Origin of the sequence: Corynebacterium sp. CCUG 71335 (assembly GCF_024454075.1) — a bacterium.
Classification (GTDB): domain Bacteria; phylum Actinomycetota; class Actinomycetes; order Mycobacteriales; family Mycobacteriaceae; genus Corynebacterium; species Corynebacterium genitalium.
Genome location: NZ_JAGPYY010000006.1, coordinates 33,422 through 50,645, shown reverse-complemented (window position 1 = coordinate 50,645; position 17,224 = coordinate 33,422). Strand labels below are relative to the sequence as shown.

At 60.8% G+C, this 17,224-nt stretch carries 16 protein-coding genes and 1 riboswitch; of the genes, 3 read left to right on the top strand and 13 right to left on the bottom strand.

Going from position 1 to position 17,224, the window contains the following annotated elements; genetic code table 11:
- Window positions 1-5: 5 nt before the first annotated feature.
- The 12 genes from KBX19_RS06010 to KBX19_RS05955 form a co-directional block, all read right to left on the bottom strand.
- Complete coding sequence (locus KBX19_RS06010) at window positions 6-521, bottom strand: polyadenylate-specific 3'-exoribonuclease AS (RefSeq protein WP_005289528.1); 516 nt, start codon at window positions 519-521, stop codon at window positions 6-8.
- Window positions 522-524: 3 nt separating this feature from the next.
- The gene (locus KBX19_RS06005; RefSeq protein WP_005289525.1) at window positions 525-1,277 is read right to left on the bottom strand and encodes a 1-acyl-sn-glycerol-3-phosphate acyltransferase; all 753 of its coding nucleotides are present in this window, start codon (window positions 1,275-1,277) and stop codon (window positions 525-527) included.
- 8 nt (window positions 1,278-1,285) lie between these two features.
- Window positions 1,286-2,224 carry an ROK family protein gene (locus KBX19_RS06000; protein ID WP_005289522.1) on the bottom strand — a complete coding sequence of 313 codons (939 nt, stop codon included), beginning with the start codon at window positions 2,222-2,224 and terminating at the stop codon, window positions 1,286-1,288.
- A 6-nt stretch (window positions 2,225-2,230) separates the two neighbouring features.
- On the bottom strand, window positions 2,231-3,373 hold the full coding sequence (locus tag KBX19_RS05995) for a glycosyltransferase family 4 protein (RefSeq protein WP_255997953.1): 1,143 nt from the start codon (window positions 3,371-3,373) through the stop codon (window positions 2,231-2,233).
- A gap of 19 nt (window positions 3,374-3,392) precedes the next feature.
- Complete coding sequence (locus KBX19_RS05990; protein WP_255994787.1) at window positions 3,393-4,445, bottom strand: C40 family peptidase; 1,053 nt, start codon at window positions 4,443-4,445, stop codon at window positions 3,393-3,395.
- Window positions 4,446-4,646: 201 nt separating this feature from the next.
- Complete coding sequence (locus tag KBX19_RS05985) at window positions 4,647-5,390, bottom strand: C40 family peptidase (protein ID WP_005289516.1); 744 nt, start codon at window positions 5,388-5,390, stop codon at window positions 4,647-4,649.
- A 9-nt stretch (window positions 5,391-5,399) separates the two neighbouring features.
- A riboswitch (cyclic di-AMP (ydaO/yuaA leader) is annotated at window positions 5,400-5,566 on the bottom strand.
- 367 nt (window positions 5,567-5,933) lie between these two features.
- Window positions 5,934-7,565 (bottom strand): cytochrome bc complex cytochrome b subunit, encoded by a 1,632-nt coding sequence (locus KBX19_RS05980; RefSeq protein ID WP_005289514.1) that lies wholly within the window; start codon window positions 7,563-7,565, stop codon window positions 5,934-5,936.
- The gene (locus tag KBX19_RS05975; RefSeq protein WP_005289512.1) at window positions 7,565-8,788 is read right to left on the bottom strand and encodes a ubiquinol-cytochrome c reductase iron-sulfur subunit; all 1,224 of its coding nucleotides are present in this window, start codon (window positions 8,786-8,788) and stop codon (window positions 7,565-7,567) included. Before KBX19_RS05975 ends, KBX19_RS05980 begins: the two co-directional genes overlap by 1 nt.
- Window positions 8,785-9,633 (bottom strand): c-type cytochrome, encoded by an 849-nt coding sequence (locus KBX19_RS05970; RefSeq protein ID WP_255994785.1) that lies wholly within the window; start codon window positions 9,631-9,633, stop codon window positions 8,785-8,787. Before KBX19_RS05970 ends, KBX19_RS05975 begins: the two co-directional genes overlap by 4 nt.
- A gap of 69 nt (window positions 9,634-9,702) precedes the next feature.
- Window positions 9,703-10,323, bottom strand: coding sequence for a heme-copper oxidase subunit III (locus tag KBX19_RS05965; RefSeq protein WP_198002190.1), 621 nt, complete (start codon window positions 10,321-10,323; stop codon window positions 9,703-9,705).
- Window positions 10,324-10,759: 436 nt separating this feature from the next.
- A complete protein-coding gene (locus KBX19_RS05960) occupies window positions 10,760-11,191 on the bottom strand; it encodes a cytochrome c oxidase subunit 4 (protein ID WP_255997895.1) in 432 nt (143 codons plus the stop codon).
- Between the two features lie 19 nt (window positions 11,192-11,210).
- Complete coding sequence (locus tag KBX19_RS05955; protein WP_005289500.1) at window positions 11,211-12,302, bottom strand: cytochrome c oxidase subunit II; 1,092 nt, start codon at window positions 12,300-12,302, stop codon at window positions 11,211-11,213.
- A gap of 360 nt (window positions 12,303-12,662) precedes the next feature.
- Between KBX19_RS05955 and asnB the strand changes: the two genes are divergently transcribed.
- Window positions 12,663-14,585, top strand: a complete 1,923-nt coding sequence (asnB, locus tag KBX19_RS05950) for an asparagine synthase (glutamine-hydrolyzing) (protein ID WP_255997894.1) — start codon at window positions 12,663-12,665, stop codon at window positions 14,583-14,585.
- 136 nt (window positions 14,586-14,721) lie between these two features.
- Window positions 14,722-15,783 carry a S41 family peptidase gene (locus KBX19_RS05945; protein WP_005289496.1) on the top strand — a complete coding sequence of 354 codons (1,062 nt, stop codon included), beginning with the start codon at window positions 14,722-14,724 and terminating at the stop codon, window positions 15,781-15,783.
- A 96-nt stretch (window positions 15,784-15,879) separates the two neighbouring features.
- Here the strand turns inward: KBX19_RS05945 and KBX19_RS05940 are convergent, their stop codons facing one another.
- On the bottom strand, window positions 15,880-16,224 hold the full coding sequence (locus tag KBX19_RS05940) for an iron-sulfur cluster assembly accessory protein (protein WP_005289494.1): 345 nt from the start codon (window positions 16,222-16,224) through the stop codon (window positions 15,880-15,882).
- Window positions 16,225-16,469: 245 nt separating this feature from the next.
- On the opposite strand from KBX19_RS05940, the gene KBX19_RS05935 reads away from it, so the two are divergent.
- Complete coding sequence (locus tag KBX19_RS05935; RefSeq protein WP_255997893.1) at window positions 16,470-17,219, top strand: DUF3043 domain-containing protein; 750 nt, start codon at window positions 16,470-16,472, stop codon at window positions 17,217-17,219.
- The last annotated feature ends 5 nt before the right edge of the window (window positions 17,220-17,224 follow it).

Genomic DNA, 17,224 nt, shown 5'->3' with positions numbered 1-17,224 from the left:
TTCTCCTACTCAGGGCGGGTAATTCTTCCACGGCGGTCCAATGGCAGAACGTCGTTGCAGGCGCGGAACTTGATCAGGTTGTGTCGAGCGTCCACAAGCGCGTCGTGGGCATCTTTCGGAGCAGGAGGAATCTTCGGGCGGCCAGCCATCTCCCAGTACTGCTTGAGCTCGCGGGTGAACCGCGGCAAGTCCTTAGGCAGCTTCGTCATGTCGCCCCACATCTGCGCGAAAACCACATGATCATAGGCACCCACCCACGCCCACAGCTCAGGCCTCGTGCCGTTTGGGGTGAGAAAGGCATGCACTTCTTCACGGATGCGCGCCAGAGGCTTCCATTCCGGACTGGACGGGTTCGGGAGTTTCTCTAGAACGTTCTCACGCACCCAAGGGTTGGCGCGTGAACCGTTGAAATCCGTGGACACTGCGTAATACTCGCGTCCGTCCTCAGCCACGATGCCGATGGAGATCAGTTCGATGGTGGAGCCATCTTCGATGAACTCCGTGTCATAGAAGTACCGCACGCTTTACTGCAGCCAACCCCACGGCGGCTCGGTGCCCTCCGGGTACCCGTTGCCAGCTTCGAGCGACTTCTTCACGGCCGCCGCGTAGGCGTCGCAGTAGGGGTAGCCGGACAGTTCCTCGAGTTGCTCCATGAAGAAGTCCGTGAACGGGCGCCACACGGCGGAGTCAGACGGGTCGTAGCCGTTGTCGCGGGCCCACTGGTGCGGGTCGATGGGCTCACCGACTTTGATGGTCACCTTGACCGGACGCGGAATCCAGGTGCCAATCGGGTTTGCCTCACGGGTGTCAATCATGGCCACTGGGATGCAAGGCACACCAGTTTCCATCGCGATTCGCGCCATGCCAGTCTTGCCCTTGTAAATGCGGCCGTCCGGGGAACGAGTGCCCTCCGGGTAGATGCAGAACAGGTCGCCGTTGTCGAAGACTTCCTTGGTCACTTTGAGCAAGTTGTCGCCGGCATCTTTCGCAGATCGGTCGATGGGAACCTGTCCCACGGAAGTGAAGAAGAATTTCTGGATGCGCCCGACCAATCCCGGAGCGGTAAAGTACTCCTTCTTTGCGGGGTGCACCAGCTGGCGCGGGCACACCAGGGGAAAGTAGAAGGAGTCCATCACGGCCTGGTGGTTGGACACCATTAGCGCGGGAGTTCCTTCGGGCGGAATGTTGTCCAGGCCGTGCGTTTCAGGCCGGTTCCACAACCGCAGCCAGGGACCAATCAAGATGTACTTGAAAAACTTGTACCACTTGTTGTTCATGTTTTCCCCTAAAGAAGTTTGCGGGCCAAATCAGCAACGCCAATCATACCTGCCTGCGGTCCAAGGTCCGCAGTTTGCAGACGTGGAATCGGGCGGAAGCCGGATCCGACCATGTTGCGACGCATGGCTTCGTGCGCAGCATCGAGGAACAGGTCAGCATCCGCGCTCACTCCCCCGCCCAGCACGATCAACTCCGGGTCGAGCACGTCGCTCACGATGGAAAGACCCTGTCCGAGCCAGCACGCAAAGTCATCCATTGTTGCTAGCGCCAGCGCATCGCCGTTGCGTGCGGCAGCGACAACATCGTTGCCAGTCGCGCGCTTATCGACGGCCCTGCGGTACAGCGTGCAGGGTTCAAATCCACCCTTCGTAGCAATCTCAACGGCGGTGTCCACCAGCGCAGTGCCAGAGGCATAGCGCTCCAAGCACCCTTGTTTCCCGCAGGAGCATGCACGCCCACCTTGGACGACGGTGATGTGACCGAATTCGGGTGCGGTACCAAAAGAACCGCGGTAGATCTCACCGTGATGCATGAGTGTTGCACCAATGCCTGTACCCACGGCAAAGAACACCCACGTGTCTGCGTCCTGGGCGGCACCGTAGCGGTATTCGCCCCACGCCGCGGCGTTCGCATCATGCTCCAGGCATACCGGCAACTCCAGCTCTTCTTCCAGCAGCTGCTTCACTGGCGCGTTGTCCTGCCACGGTAGGTGCGGAGCGAAACGGACCACTTCACAGTCCGGATCCAAGAAACCGGCGACGGCGAGACCGACAGCGCCGATGGAATGCCTGCGGCGCAAAACTTCCACCAGTTCGACGATGGCGTGAGTCAGTCCGTCCGCGTCGTGGGGAGTATGAGTTTCCTCCACGTCCACGATGTCGCCGTGCTTATCGACGACACCAGCGCGCGTATTCGTCCCGCCAATGTCGAATCCGATTGTGACCATGACAGATCATTCTAGACCCAACACACGGACGAGCCTGCTCGTCAGCATCTCCCACGAGAAAGCCTGGCTTACGTGCTCGCGGCCTGCGCGCCCCATGCGTCGACGCCTTTCCGGGTCCGCAAGCAAAGTGAGCACGGCCGTGGTGATCTCTTTCTCTGAATGCCCGTCCACGACAATGCCGCTCTCCGGTGTCACCGTCTCCGGCGCTCCGCCAGAGTCCCCCGCCACAACGGGGATACCGCACGCTTGGGCTTCCAGGTAGACGATGCCTAAGCCTTCGACGTCTAGCCCCCAGCCGCGTGTCCGGGCCGGCATTGCCATGACGTCGGCCGCAGCGAGAAGATCACGCATGTCCTCACGCTCCAGGCGGCCATGGAAACGCACTGAGTCTGTGACGGCGTTTCTATCGGCCAGCTTGCGCAGCGTGTCTTCATAAGGTCCCTGCCCGATGATCGCGAGCTTCGCATCCGGAAAGACCTGCCGGATACTTGGCCAAACGCGAATCAACATGTCCTGTCCTTTGCGCGCGACGAGCCGAGACGGAACAACCACCAACGGGTCTGCCCCGTAGCCGTAACGCTGCCGTGCTGAGCGCCGCTGCGACTCTGAAGCTGGGCGGAAGAAGTCCGTATCCACGCCCGACGGCAACGCGACATACTCCGGGTGCTTCCCGAAGGCGCGTGAGAACCTCCTGCGGGTGTAGTCCGACACGTAAGTCACCACGTCGGAGGAGTTTCCAATCCGCCGTAGTGCCTGGCGCGGCCCTGGGAGCATCGACCACCCGACTTCATGGCCGTGGGTGCTTGCGACAATTCTCTTCGCACCCGCCTTGCGCGCGACCCCGGCCATCAACCCCAACGGGGCGGCGGCGCCGAACCACACGGTGTCAATGCCCTGTTCTCGAATGATCTGGCTCATGCGTTCAGCGGTTCGAGGGGTAGGCAGCATGACGAGCTTCGGCCAGCGAAAGACAGGGGTGGCAGAAGAAGCGTCGTAAAGCGATGCTTGCTCATGATCCTGCGTCGATGCGAAAACAACGATGGACTCCGCACCGCATGTAGCAGCGACAGCGTCGGTGAAATCTCGCAAATACGACTGAATCCCGCCGAAAGTAGGCGGGAAGTCGTTGGTGACCAGGAGAACCTTAATGGCGCAGATGCCTTAGCGCTTAGTAGCGGACAGCGCCCTGAACAGGCATCGAGTTCAACGGCACGACCTGGACCGGAATACCGTAATCGGAGGCGTGCACAACCTGGCCGTCACCGATGTACATGCCCACGTGAGTAATTCCCGGGTAGTAACCGATGATGTCGCCCGGCTGCAGCTCAGACAAAGGCACCGGCGTGCCGCCAGCCAGCTGCGCCTGTGAGGTGCGCGGGATGGTCTTGCCGTTCTGAGCGTAGGACCAGTACATCAAGCCGGAGCAATCGAACTGGTTCGGGCCAGCTGCGCCCCAGCCGTACGGTGAACCAATCTTGGACAAGGCTGCACCCACCACGCCGTCACCATGGGCGGATGCCGGGACGTTGAGAGCTACCGGTCCGTTCTTCGCCTCCCACGCGGCGCGCTGCTCCGGGGTGAACGCATCCACGCGACGCTCGACTTCCTTGACCTTGGCGTCCAGGTCTTTGCGCTCCTTCTCCAGCTTGTCGCGCTTGCCCTCCAGCTCCGCCTTGCGGTAGTTGGCCACAGCCACGGCAATGTTAGCGTCGGTGGCCCGCTGGGCTGCTTGCTTGTTCAACTGGGTGGAGTTATCCAGGGTGCGCTGCGCGGAGCGGCTCAGAGAACCGAGGTAGGAAGCGCGGTCAATAGCCTCCTGCGGATTCATTGCATCGAGGGCATTAAGTCGAGCGTCGTTAGAGACGTTGCGGTACTGCGTACGCGCGTGGCCGTCGACCTCCTGCTGCGCGCCCGACCGAGCGCCTACCGCGCGTTCTGCTTCACGCTTTGCATCATCAGCTTGCCTCTGCAGCGTCTTGACTTCCTTATCGCCTTTGACGATCTGGTCCTCGATCTCCTTGACCTCTTCGGCCTTCTCGGTGGCCTGGTGGGAGACATCTTCCATCTCCTTGATCATGGTCTCAACGTCCTCGGCATAAGCCGGGACGGTAGAACCCGCAGTTGCGACGGCTGTAAGTACGCCAGCTGCAACGATCGGACGCGACGTGCGACGGGAGGAAGCGCGGTGCTTGCCCACGAGGACCTCTTTCTGAAAGAACATGAAGGAAGAGATGACAAACCTGTAACAAAGTTATAGCGTCCGCCCGCACCGGTCAAACACTTTGGACAGACTAAAGTGCCAAAAAGCTCCACTCTGTTACTGTTGTGACAATTGTGCGATAAAGAGCCAAAACCGGCCCGAGCCCCGAGGCTCCAGACCGGTTTTAGGTACGCCGCGGAAGTTCCTGCGGCAGGTGCTGCGCTAGAAGCGGACTGCAGAGTGAATCGGCATCATGTTCAGCGGGCGGTAGCCCACCGGGGTGCCGGAGTTCAGCGCGTCGATGATCTGGCCGTTACCGGCGTAAATAGCAACGTGGGATGCGCCACCGTAGTAGACGACGATGTCACCCGGCTGCAGGTCAGAAATGGCGACCTTACGGCCAGCGTTGGCCTGAGCCTGCGAGGTACGCGGAATCTGCTTGCCTGCCTGAGCGTGAACCCAGGAGGTGAAGCCAGAGCAGTCGAACGCGTTCGGGCCGGCAGCGCCGTAGACGTACGGGGAGCCGATCTTGGACTTTGCGATGGACACGATGCGCTCACCCTGGGACGGCTGGCGCACCGGAGCCGGTGCGGCAGCAGCCTGCGGCTGGCGGTTAGCGACAGGGGCGCTAGCGTACTTCTTCTCGACGCCGTTGATCCAGTCGTTGAAGCCCGGAACGTTAGCAACGCCCGGAACAGCCTTCACGGCCGCGATAGCAGAACGGATGTCAGCGTCGCGGTCGGCCTTACCGGCCAGGGACGGGATCCACTGCTCGATGCCCGGGATGCTTGCGATGCCAGGGGTGTTCTCAATGCCCGGGATCTCCGCAGAGATGTTCGTGTTAGGAACGCGAACCTCGGCAGCGTCAGCGGTAGTCGGGGCGATCAGGGTTGCGCCGGCGAGAACGGCGGACGCGGTTGCAACGGTGCGCTTAGTACCGTTTGCCTGGCGGCGGTGCTTAGCCACTTATAAACTCCATATCTCCAGTTGCGCCTACCGGGTTAGCTGTCGGGTTCGGTGCGGGAAGTCACCTCTAGGACGCTCCTGCGCTTGCGCGCTCCTTGCGCCCCGTTCACCCCAGGGAAGTCATGGTTCCCCGGCTTCCGGACCATAGGGGTCCTAGAACTCGGCTCTATGTGGTTCAAATGTCGCTTGCGCCTTCGTGGCTACAAGGTCTCAGCTAGGTTACGAAACGGACACAAGCATTGTCCAACGGCGCGCCCGTTATTTTTTCGTTATTTTCCCCGGCGCCCCGAAAAACCGACGCCTCGAGCCCCTCCATGCCAACCTGCTTTAGCGTGTGACGGCCTACTGCGGGCCTGTCACCAGCACGTTTGCTGCGGAATGGCGTTACGTCCAAGGCCGGCAGAAAGCGATGATTGACGCCAAAACTTTCTAATGTGATCCTGCTCACAGTAGATGTCTTTATGGTTTTGTTACAAGCCAAAGGCCCCTCCCCCACCCGTTTTTGGGCAGTCAGAGGGGCCTCGGCGTTATGCGCTAATGGCTCTAACGCTTGCTCTTAGTACCGGCGTCGCGGTCGACAGAGTTCTTCTCTGCCTCCAGCGCACGCAGCGTCTCCACCTCTTCGTGGTGGTTCTGGCGCGCGATCTCGTTGCGGCGCGCAGTGATCGCCGGATCATCCGGGCTGAACGTGCCGGAGGTCTCCGAGTCGGCGTAACCGAGCTGGTTCATCTGCTTCGGAACAACAGCGCCCGCGTACTCGAGCGGGATCTGGTGGCCGTGCTCGTCCACCGGGCCAATCGGCTGGTGAACCTCGACGAAGGCACCATTCGGCAGCTTCTTGATCACACCGGTCTCAATACCGTGCTCCAGGACCTCACGGTCAGAGCGCTGGAGACCGACGCAAATGCGGTAGGTGATGAAGTACGCCAGCGGCGGCAGCACGATCAAACCTATACGGCCAACCCAGGTCATCGCGTTCAGCGAGATCTGGAAGTGGTAAGCAAACAGGTCGTTACCACCGGACAATGTCAGCAGCAGGAAGAAGGTGATGCCCATGACACCGATACCGGTGCGGACAGGAACGTCGCGGGGACGCTGCAAGAGGTTGTGGTGCGCGTCGTCGCCAAGCATCTTCTTCTCTAGGAAGGGATACAGCAGCAACAGCACCACCATGAGGCCTGCCATCAGTGCCACCCAGAACACGCCCGGGATGGTGTAGTTACCCAAGTAGAGCTCCCACGCCGGCATGACACGGGCGGCACCATCCGTCCACAGCATGTAGACGTCAGGCTGAGAACCAGCGGACACCTGCGACGGGTTGTAGGGGCCGAGGTTCCAAATCGCGTTAATGGTAGTGACACCGGCCATCAGCGCGAGGACACCGAAGACCAGCAGGCCGAAACCGACAGCCTTGACTGCGAAGACCGGTAGAATGCGGATACCCACAACGTTGTTCTCGGTGCGGCCCGGGCCAGGGAACTGGGTGTGCTTCTGGAACCAGACCATCAGCAGGTGTCCGGCAATCAGCGCGAGGATGATGCCCGGCAGGATCAGCACGTGCATGATGTAGAAGCGGTCCAGCATGAGGTCGGACGGGAAGTCGCCGCCGAAGATTGCCCAGTGGATCCAGGTGCCGATGATCGGCAGGCCCACGATGATCGCGGACATAATGCGCAGACCGACACCGGAAAGCAGGTCATCCGGCAGAGAGTAACCGAGGAAGCCCTCGATCATGCCCAGCAGAATCAGGACAACACCGATGATCCAGTTGGCTTCACGCGGGCGACGGAATGCACCGGTGAAGAAGATGCGCAGCATGTGGGCGAACATCGCCATCATGAACATGAGCGCAGCCCAGTGGTGCATCTGGCGGATGAACAGACCACCGCGGACCTCGAAGGAAATGTCCAGGGCAGTCGCGTATGCACGCGACATCTCCACGCCGTTGAGCGGGAGGTACCCGCCGTCGTAGATCACCTTCGTGATCGACGGGTCGAAGAAGAGCGCCAGGTACACACCTGTCAGCAACAGGATGATGAAGCTGTACAAGGCCATCTCGCCGAGCATGAAGGACCAGTGCGTCGGGAAGACCTTGTTCAGCTGCGGGCGCAGGACACCGGAGATCGTGTAGCGCGAATCAATATTGTCAGCAGCTTGACTGAGTTTAGTGCTCATTAGGACTTACGCTCCCAGAATGCCGGGCCGACGGGTTCAATGAAGTCCCCGCGGGCGATGAGGTAACCATCTTCGTCGATCTCAATCGGCAGCTGCGGCAGAGCGCGCGCAGCTGGACCGAAGATCGGCTTGCCGTGCTGCAGTGCATCGAACTGCGACTGGTGGCACGGGCACAGGATGCGGTTGGTCTGAGCCTCGTACAAGGAGGTCGGGCAACCGATGTGCGTACAGATCTTGGAGTAGGCGTAGTAATCGCCGTAGTGGAAGTCTTCCTGACCTTGGCGCTCCACCACTGCGGCAGCGTCGGAGGAACGCAGGCGGATCAGCATGACCGCATTGCGCGGGCCGTGGATGGAGTGCATGTGGTTCTCGTACACGTCCAGGTCCGGGTTGTAGTCATCGCCGTCGTTAACGTCCTGCTCCAGGAGCGGGAAGACCGTCTCCATGGAAGCTGCGTCCAAGTCCTCGGGGCGCATGCGCACCAGGCGGGACACACCAGCCGTGGTGTAGTGCTTGCCGGCGTCACTGTCGTGCAGCTCGGCAATCGCACCGGTGTCGCGGCCCAGGTAAAGCTTCTTGCCTTCACGCGCCATGGACCAACCCTGGGTCCACAAGGTGCCGTCGCCTTCGTAGTTCATGGCGTGGCGGGGACGCCACGGGTTCTTGATCACGCCGCCGAGCGGGGCGATGATGGCCAGGCCAGCAAGCAGGCCAGCACCACCGAGGAGACCCTGCATCACCTTGCGGCGACCAAGGGTGGAAGTCTGCCATGCATCGTTAAGCAGCGCGGTGGTCGTGCGGCGGTCCAGCTCGGAGGAGCGGCCGTCGTGGCGACGCTGTACCGCGATTTCTTCCGGGATGAACTTCTTGACGTACTGGACGACAGCGAAGCCCAGAGATGCAAGCGCCAGGCCAGAGGTCAGGCCGAGCAAAGGGGTGTACATGGTGTACATCCACAGGCCTTCGTCACCGTGGAAGCGGGGCTCCCACGGCCAGAAGAGGTAAACGCCCAGGAATGCCAGGCCCATGACGATCGAGATGATCAGCCAGACCATGATGCCGCGCGCAGCGCGCTTCTCTGCCGGGTCATCCTCAATCGGCCAGCGTTCCTTGCGGTACGCAACCGTCACGTCGTCGAGCTCGGTGCCCAGGGCAGCCAGCTCGGCATTGCTCATGCGATCGAGCTCTTTGTCTGTGTAATCCTTCTTCACTTCATTGCTCATGAGCGCGATCCAATCCACATTGCAGCGGCGCCGACCAGGGTGACACCGATGATCCACATTGCAAGGCCCTCAGCAACGGGGCCGATACCGCCAAGCGACCAACCCGAGGGGCTCGGGGTTTCCTTGGCGGACTTGATGAAGGCGATGATGTCCTTCTTCTCGTCCGCGGTGAGCTGGCGGTCAGAGAACTTCGGCATGTTCTGCGGACCAGTCAGCATTGCCTGGTAAATCTCCTGCTCATTGGCAGGGTCCAGGACCGGCGCGTACTTACCGGAGGACAGCGCGCCACCACGGCCAGTGAAGTTGTGGCAGGACGCACAGTTGAGGCGGAACAGCTCCGATCCGCGTGCAACGTCGTCAGCCTGAATCTGTCCGTCGTAGTTCTTACCGCGCAGCTCCTCCATAGCGACAGAGCCGTCCTCGTTGTAGACCAGCTCCGGGCCGCCACCGTTTGCTGCAACATACGCGGCGATGGCCAGGGTCTGCGCCTCGGTGTAGCGCGGCTTCTTGCGCTCAGCCTGAGCGTCATTCGACATCATCGGCATGCGGCCGGAGTGCACCTGGAAGTACACGGCACCTTCACCGGTACCGATCAGGGACGGACCGCGGTCCTTGACGCCCTGGAGGTTAGCGCCGTGGCAGGTGATGCAAGCAACGTCGTAGAGGTCCTTGCCCTCTTGGATCATTGCCTGGTCGTCGCGCTGGGCGGTGGCGACCTGTGCGTCCGGAGTCAGGGCGGACGCAAGCAGGCCGGCACCCGTGAGACCAAACGTCAACGCCATCGCGCCGGCAGCGGACCTGCGCAGCTTGCGGCGGTTACGCGCCTTCTTGGGGGTGTTATCCATGTTGTTCCCTTTAGCGAAATCAGATTTTCAATCAGCGTGCTGCGTGCGAGCGAGTGCCCGTGTGGGCAGCTACTGAACGAGGTAGAGAGTAACGAACACGCCGATCCAAATGACGTCGACGAAGTGCCAGTAGTAGGAGGTCACCATGGCCGCAGTTGCCTGCGCCGGGGTGAACTTCGACTTGGCCACGCGTGCCATGACAATGCAGAACGCAATGATGCCCGCGGTCACGTGCGCCATGTGGAAGCCGGTGATGATGTAGAACACCGACCCGTAGACGCTGGACTGCGGGGTCACACCGTGCATGACCATCTCAGCCCACTCGTAGGCGACCAGACCCAGGAAGATCACGCCCAGGGCAATGGTCACGGTGAACCACTTGCGCAGCCCGAAGACATCACCCTTCTCTGCGGCGAACACACCAAGCTGCGAGGTGACCGAGGAGGTCACCAGCACAATGGTGATGATCGTTCCGAAGAGAACGTTGAGGTGATCGGTTTGAACAGCCCAATCACCAGTTTTCATGCCGTTTGCACGCGAGGTGAAGTACATCGCGAACAAGCCGGCGAAGAACATCAATTCTTGGGCGAGGAACACGATCGTTCCGACGCTGACCATGTTCGGTCGGTTCAGCACCGGCAAACGGTCGGGCGAAGTCGCCATACCTGGGTTCGTTGTTGCAGTCGTCACGCGTATTAGTATCCCGCTTTTGAACCCTAAAGTCACCTTGTTTACCCCCGAGTTTTTCATGTGAGCAGTTCACGGACCTGCCCGTATTTCTGCTCACATTCCGCGTGTCGCAGTCACGCATCCGTCCGGGAACTCTTTCGCGGGGCTTTACGACGGTCATCCGTGCAGGTCATAGCTTGAGCCGCGATTCCCCTAACGCGGCAACACTCTCACCCCACCGCGGGAACGCCGCTAAGCGAACGTGCGCCACGAACGTCTTAGTTCCCGCGTGTGACTGGATTCACACATTCGGCCTGCAGAAACGTGCACCCCCATCAACTTTCGGATGACCCCTCACCCCATCGACCGAAAGGTTGGTCTGCCCCAATAGAAAAATGGAAACCCCCACGCCACGGGGCGTGGGGGCGGAAGTTACGTTCGCCTTTGCGGCGAAGTCTTAGTGCTTCTCGCGGGGGATACCGTACTGCAGGTTCAGCATCGTCACGCCCCAGATGAGCACGACGACACCAAGGGCCAGAAGCCACAGCTGCCAGAAGCAGATCCCGAAAGCCATGAGGGTAATGCCACCAGTCATCACCATCGGCCAGACGGAGTTCGGGGAGAAGAAGCCCAAAACACCAGCGCCGTCCTCAACCTCTGCTTCCTCCCAGTCCTCCGGGAGGATATCGATGCGACGTTCGGTGAAGTGAAGGTAACCGCCGAGCATGAAGGAGAAAGCAGCTGCGAGAACCAGGGCCACACCGCCGGCCCATTCGTAGCCGCCCATGTACGCGTCGTCGCCGACGAAGTTAGTGCCCAGGGCGTAGAGCACCGCAATGACCGCGATGAAGACGCCGATTCCGTAGAAGACCTTTGATCCTGCACGCATGATGTGTACCTAGCCTCTCTTAGATGCCGACGTTGTCGACGGCGTTGTTTCCGTCGCGCGTGCCGGTGCGGTCGGAGTTGAACGGGCGGGTGGACGTAGCGAACGGCTCCTCGCCGATGGCCTCGAGAGCCTCGGAGTTGGATGCTTCGGGGTTGTTGTGGCGGAAGTCCATGTACTCGCGGAACTGATCCGGCGTGACCGCACGGATTTCGAAGTTCATCATTGCGTGGTAGGTACCGCACATCTCAGCACAGCGGCCGACGAAGGAACCGGTCTCGGTGATCTCCTCGATCTGGAAGCTGCGCTCCTGCTGGTTCATCTCCGGGTGAGAGTAAGCATCGCGCTTGAACAGGAACTCCGGAACCCAGAAGGCGTGGCTCACATCGCTGGATGCGAGACGGAACTCGATCGCTGTGTCGGTCGGCAGAACCAGAACCGGAACTTCCTCGGTGGAACCGACAGTCTCAATCAGGTTGTAGTTGAGGTAGGACTGGTCGTTCGAAGACTGGCCGTGGATCGGGTTGCCGTTGACCATGTTCTCGTCGTCGATCTTGGTCTCGTCGGCCAGCTTCTGGCGCTCCAGATCGCTACCGTCATAGTCCCCGCCGACCGGCGACAGGTCTCCCTTGACCTCCGCGTAGCCGAACTTCCAGTTCCACTGGAACGCCGTGACATCGACAGTGACATCAGGCTCTTTATCCAGGGCCACAACCTTGGTCTGCGCCTGGACCGTGAAGAAGAACAGGACCATGACAATCAGGATCGGCACAATGGTCAGCGCCAGCTCGAGCGGGATGTTGTACTGCAGCTGCTTCGGGAACTCACCGTGGCCCTGCTTCTGACGGCGCTTGCTGTTCCACGCGAAGACCGCGTAGATGAAGATGGCCCACATGATGATGCCGATGATCCAGGCAACGAGCCAGACCCAGACCCAGAAGTTGTACATGCTGGCACCTTCAGGGGTGACCGGGTCAGGCCAGCCCATGTCCAGCAGGTTGCCGAGTGCGCTCGGCGGTGCGACCTCACAGCCCGTCAGGCCCAAGCCGCTCAGGGCGATAATCCCTGCGAAGCAGAGCTTCTTGGCAAGGCCACGGTTCTTTGCCGTATCCACGTGTGTAAAGCCTTCCTATCCACACAGAATATTCCTACCCAGTCAGAATAGAGGATCAGCGCCACATGTTTAACCTGCACGGCTCCCGCGTTTTCGGCGACGCAGAGCCACGGCCTACGCAGAGCCCCCAAAGAGGCGCTGTCCTAGCCGGTCACCTGCAGTCACTGTGCGCAGATCCGCCACAGATTTCCCACAGGCGTAATTGCGGTCACACTTATCTTGCAGAATATCAATCGGAAGTTGCACCCCTAACGGGGACGGGCTAAAGGTGGTGCGACACCAATAGACTCAGCGGCGCCCCGCAGATCTATTGTGGGTGGAGCTAGTTTTACTCAACTCTTTCTAAGGAGCCACCCACTTATGTGCGGTCTTCTCGCAATGCTCAGCAGCAATTCGGACGCTGCCCGCTTCGTCGCGGCCACCGAGCGTGCCCTGCCATGTTTCCACCACCGCGGCCCAGATGCCGCCGGGACGTGGAACGACGATGACGCAGTTTTCGGCTTCAACCGCCTGTCCATCATTGACCTCGAGCACTCCCACCAGCCGTTGCGCTGGGGGCCGGAAGACAACCCGCAGCGCTACGCACTGACGTTCAACGGTGAGATCTACAACTACATAGAACTGCGCGATGAGCTGTCCGCCCTCGGCTACACCTTCAACACGCACGGTGATTCCGAAACCATCGTGGTGGGCTACCACCACTGGGGCAAGGACGTGGTGAACCACCTCCGAGGCATGTTCGCCTTCACCATCTGGGACACCCAGGACCGGGTCGTGTTCGCTGCCCGCGACCAGTTCGGAATCAAGCCCCTCTACTACGCCACAACTGACGCAGGCACCGTCTTCTCCTCGGAGAAGAAGTCCATCCTGGAGATGGCGCCGGAGCTCGGGCTGGATCTGAGCCTGGATAAGCGCGCCATCGAGCATTATGTGGACCTGCAGTACGTCCCGGAGCCGGAATCTCTCCACGCGGCCGTCCGCCGGCTCGAATCTGGATGCACCGCCACGCTGACCCCCGGCGGTGAGGTCGTCGCGGAGCGCTACTTCCGGCCCCAGTTCAATGTCACGCCGGTGATCAAAGGCGAAGAACAGAAGCTTTTCGACGCTATTGCCGCCGCCCTGGAAGATTCCGTCGCAAAGCACATGCGCGCAGATGTGACCGTCGGCTCCTTCCTCTCCGGCGGTATTGACTCGACCGCTATTGCGACATTGGCTAAGCGGCACAACCCGAACTTGCTGACGTTCACCACCGGTTTTGAACGCCAGGGTTACTCCGAGGTCGATGTCGCGGCTGAGTCCGCGGAAGCGATCGGCGTTGAACACATAGTCAAGATCGTCTCTCCGGAGGAATACGCCGAGTCCATCCCGAAGATCATGTGGTACCTCGACGACCCGGTGGCTGACCCGTCGCTCGTCCCGCTCTTCTTCGTGGCGCAAGAAGCTCGTAAGCACGTCAAGGTGGTCCTGTCCGGTGAGGGCGCGGACGAGCTCTTCGGCGGCTACACCATCTATAAGGAGCCCCTGTCTCTCGCGCCGTTCGAGAAAATGCCGGACCCCCTGCTCAAGGGCCTCAATCGGTTAAGCCACATTCTGCCTGAGGGAATGAAGGGTAAGTCACTGCTTGAGCGCGGAACGATGCCGATGGAGGATCGCTACTACGGTAACGCGCGCTCCTTCAACTACGACCAGCTGCGCCGAGTGCTTCCGTGGGCCAAGCGCGAGTGGGACCACCGCGAGGTCACAGCACCGATCTACGCCGAGTCCACGGGAATGGACCCGGTCGCACGCATGCAGCACTTGGACCTGTTCACGTGGATGCGCGGCGACATCCTGGTCAAGGCTGACAAGATCAACATGGCGCACTCCCTCGAGCTGCGCGTGCCGTTCCTGGATAAGGAGGTCTTCGCTGTCGCGGAGACCATCCCTCACGATCTGAAGATCGCGGACGGAACAACCAAATACGCCCTGCGCAAGGCCATGGAGCAGATCGTCCCGCCGCACGTCCTGCACCGCAAGAAGCTCGGCTTCCCCGTGCCTATGCGCCACTGGCTCGCCGGCGACGAGCTCTACGGTTGGGCCCAGCAGACCATCCGCGACTCCCAGACCGACGACATCTTCAACAAGCACGAAGTCGAAGAGATGCTCAAGGAGCACCGCGACGGTGTCTCCGACCACTCGCGTCGTCTGTGGACCGTGCTGGCGTTCATGGTCTGGCACGGCATTTTCGTCGAGCACCGCATCGATCCCGGCATTGAGCAGCGCGATTATCCGGTGAAGCTCTAAGGCTCACCACTCTCCCTGCCCCACTACCCCGCTCGTCGGCACCACACACGCCGGTGGACGGGGTAGTGCTGGCTCTACCCCGATTGGATAAGCAGGGTTACTGAATTTTCGTGCTTCTGTCGGTTCAATTCGCACTATGACCAACGCGCAGAGCAACCAGCAGTTACAGCGAAAGTCCGAGACCAAGACAAACCGAAGGAAAGTCTGGACCGTGATCGGGGCGCTAGCCCTCGCCGTGGTGATAGTCGCTGCAGTAGCCGTGTACTTTTACGGCCCGGCCGTCACCGCGATGACTACGGGGACGGCACGTTTTGTGGGCACGGACTCACCGAAACGCTACACCTCGACGGTACTTCAGCTGGCCGAGCAAGGTATCTACAGCGACTCGGAGGAATTCTCGGCCGCGAGCGAGCACGCCAAAGATGTGGCCAAGAAGGCGGATTCTGTCGACGAAGTGCGCGAAGATCTCAACAACGCGGTTCGCGCCGCGGGCGGTAAGCACTCGCGCCTGATCTCCCCCGATGAAAAGCAGCAGCGCGTTGATGACGAAAACGCCGAAGACGGCGCATCCGAACCCACCGTCAACGTGGAGAGTGCCGTCGCCATCGCCACGGTTCCCGGTATCCACCGCGACGACGACGTGCAGAGCTACGCTGACGAGCTGTCGAACGGCCTGACGCAGGCCCGCGATAACGGCGCATGCGGCGCAATCGTGGATCTACAGACCAACGACGGCGGCGACATGGGCCCTATGCTGGCGGGTCTCTCTCCCATCATCCCCGACGGCACTGCGATCGAGTTCGTCGCTTCCGGCAATGCGATGCCGGTGAAGGTCGAGGGGAATTCAGTCAGCGGCGGCGGCACTCCTCTCTCAACCACCGGTGGCAAATGGGATGCGCCGACGGCTGTGCTCGTCAGTGACGCGACCGCGTCTTCCGGTGAGGCGACCATGCTGTCCTTCCGCGGTCTGGACAATTCCCGCAGCTTCGGCACGCCGACCGCTGGGTTCGCCTCGGCGAATAATGTCTATGAATTCCCCGACGGCAGCGAGCTGATGCTCACCACAGCCAGGAACCGCGACCGTACCGGCCAAACCTACGCGGAGGATCCAATCGAACCCGACACAAAGACTGATTCGAGCGACGCTGCTTTGGCAGCGGCCAAGACATGGCTTCGCGAGGAGCACGGCTGCGAATAGATGCTAGGGCACCGGCTAGCACCGGTACTCAACCTAAAGAATTAAGCGCCCCGAGGGGCGCTTAATTCAATCCTCGCTCTCAGCGGAGCGTTCGTCTTAGTTGAAAGAGTCGCCGCAGGCGCAGGAGCCACCGGCGTTCGGGTTATCAATGGTGAAGCCCTGCTGCTCAATCGTGTCTGCGAAGTCGATCTCTGCGCCCATGAGGTACGGAACAGACATCTTGTCCACGACGAGGCGCACACCGCCGACGACATCGGCCTTGTCGCCGTCGAGGTCGCGGTCGTCGAAGTAGAGCTGGTAGCGCAGACCAGCGCAGCCACCCGGCTGCACAGCGATGCGCAGAGACAGGTCGTTGCGGCCTTCCTGATCCAGCAGCGCCTTTGCCTTAGCTGCAGCTGCGTCGGTCAGCTTGACGCCGGTAGTGGAAGTCGGTGCAGTCATAAAACATCTCCTTGGCCAATTGAGGCCGTGTTGCAGTTTCGGGGTCCGAGCCTACTCCCCGAGCCGGAACGGATGCTAGTGCACCCTAACTTGGAGCGAAGGAGCGGACTTCTACCGTGTCCAACACCCACGATGCGAACTGCATTCCAGGAGCAGAAACCGGCGCACTGCCACGGCCGTCAAGCTGCACGAACCCGTCGACCCTGTGTGGCTGTAACAGAAACCGGCCTTGTAGCCTAGAGAGCGTGAAACTTCCCTGGCAGAAAACTGACGCGACCGACGCCGCGGCCGGCGGCTCCACCAAAGTCGATCTTGCTGAACACAAGTCCGAGGTGACCAGCACGACCAGCACGGCAAGCACGGACGGCGCTAAAAATGCCCCAGAGAAGAAACTGCCCAAGGGCTACACTCCGCCGAAGGGGCGCCCCACGCCGAAGCGCCACGACCAGGAGGTCAAGCGCGGTGTGATCCGCGACCCGAACGCGATGTCCACTCCGCAGGCTGCGCAGAAGCGCAAAGAGCTGAAGAAGTCCATGTCCAAGGAAGAGTGGAAGGACTACAAGAAGCAGGAGCGCGCGCAGCGCCGCGCACAGAACAAGGAATTGCAGGCCAAGATGGACGCCGGTGAAGAGGCGTACCTCATGGACCGCGACAAGGGAAAGGTGCGCAAGTACGTCCGCGATTGGGTGGATTCGCGCCGTTTCATCTCCAACTACATCATGCCGGCGGCGTTCGTGATGTTGCTGATTATGCTCATCGGCCAGTTCGTGCCGCAGATGGCTGCGGTGCTGTCGACGTTGTCGATGATTTTCATCGCGACGGTGCTGGCGGAGGCGTTCATCATCGGCCGCAAGGCCAACAGGGCCGTCAAGGAGAAGTTCCCTGAGGAGAATGACACCGGCTTTGGCCTGGGCATGTACGCCTTCTCCCGCGCGTCACAGCCACGCAACTGGCGCACGCCCAAGCCGCAGGTCGCTCTCGGTTCCAAGGTGTAGAAGGG

Bases quoted from the DNA above. Each gene is read 5' to 3' on its own strand.
- KBX19_RS06000 (WP_005289522.1), bottom strand. From the start codon at position 2,224: ATGGTCACAATCGGATTCGACATTGGCGGGACGAATACGCGCGCTGGT.
- KBX19_RS05945 (WP_005289496.1), top strand. From the start codon at position 14,722: ATGACCAACGCGCAGAGCAACCAGCAGTTACAGCGAAAGTCCGAGACC.
- KBX19_RS05970 (WP_255994785.1), bottom strand. From the start codon at position 9,633: ATGGATAACACCCCCAAGAAGGCGCGTAACCGCCGCAAGCTGCGCAGG.
- KBX19_RS06005 (WP_005289525.1), bottom strand. From the start codon at position 1,277: ATGAACAACAAGTGGTACAAGTTTTTCAAGTACATCTTGATTGGTCCC.
- KBX19_RS05975 (WP_005289512.1), bottom strand. From the start codon at position 8,788: ATGAGCAATGAAGTGAAGAAGGATTACACAGACAAAGAGCTCGATCGC.
- KBX19_RS05940 (WP_005289494.1), bottom strand. From the start codon at position 16,224: ATGACTGCACCGACTTCCACTACCGGCGTCAAGCTGACCGACGCAGCT.
- KBX19_RS05980 (WP_005289514.1), bottom strand. From the start codon at position 7,565: ATGAGCACTAAACTCAGTCAAGCTGCTGACAATATTGATTCGCGCTAC.
- asnB (WP_255997894.1), top strand. From the start codon at position 12,663: ATGTGCGGTCTTCTCGCAATGCTCAGCAGCAATTCGGACGCTGCCCGC.
- KBX19_RS05990 (WP_255994787.1), bottom strand. From the start codon at position 4,445: ATGTTCTTTCAGAAAGAGGTCCTCGTGGGCAAGCACCGCGCTTCCTCC.
- KBX19_RS05960 (WP_255997895.1), bottom strand. From the start codon at position 11,191: ATGCGTGCAGGATCAAAGGTCTTCTACGGAATCGGCGTCTTCATCGCG.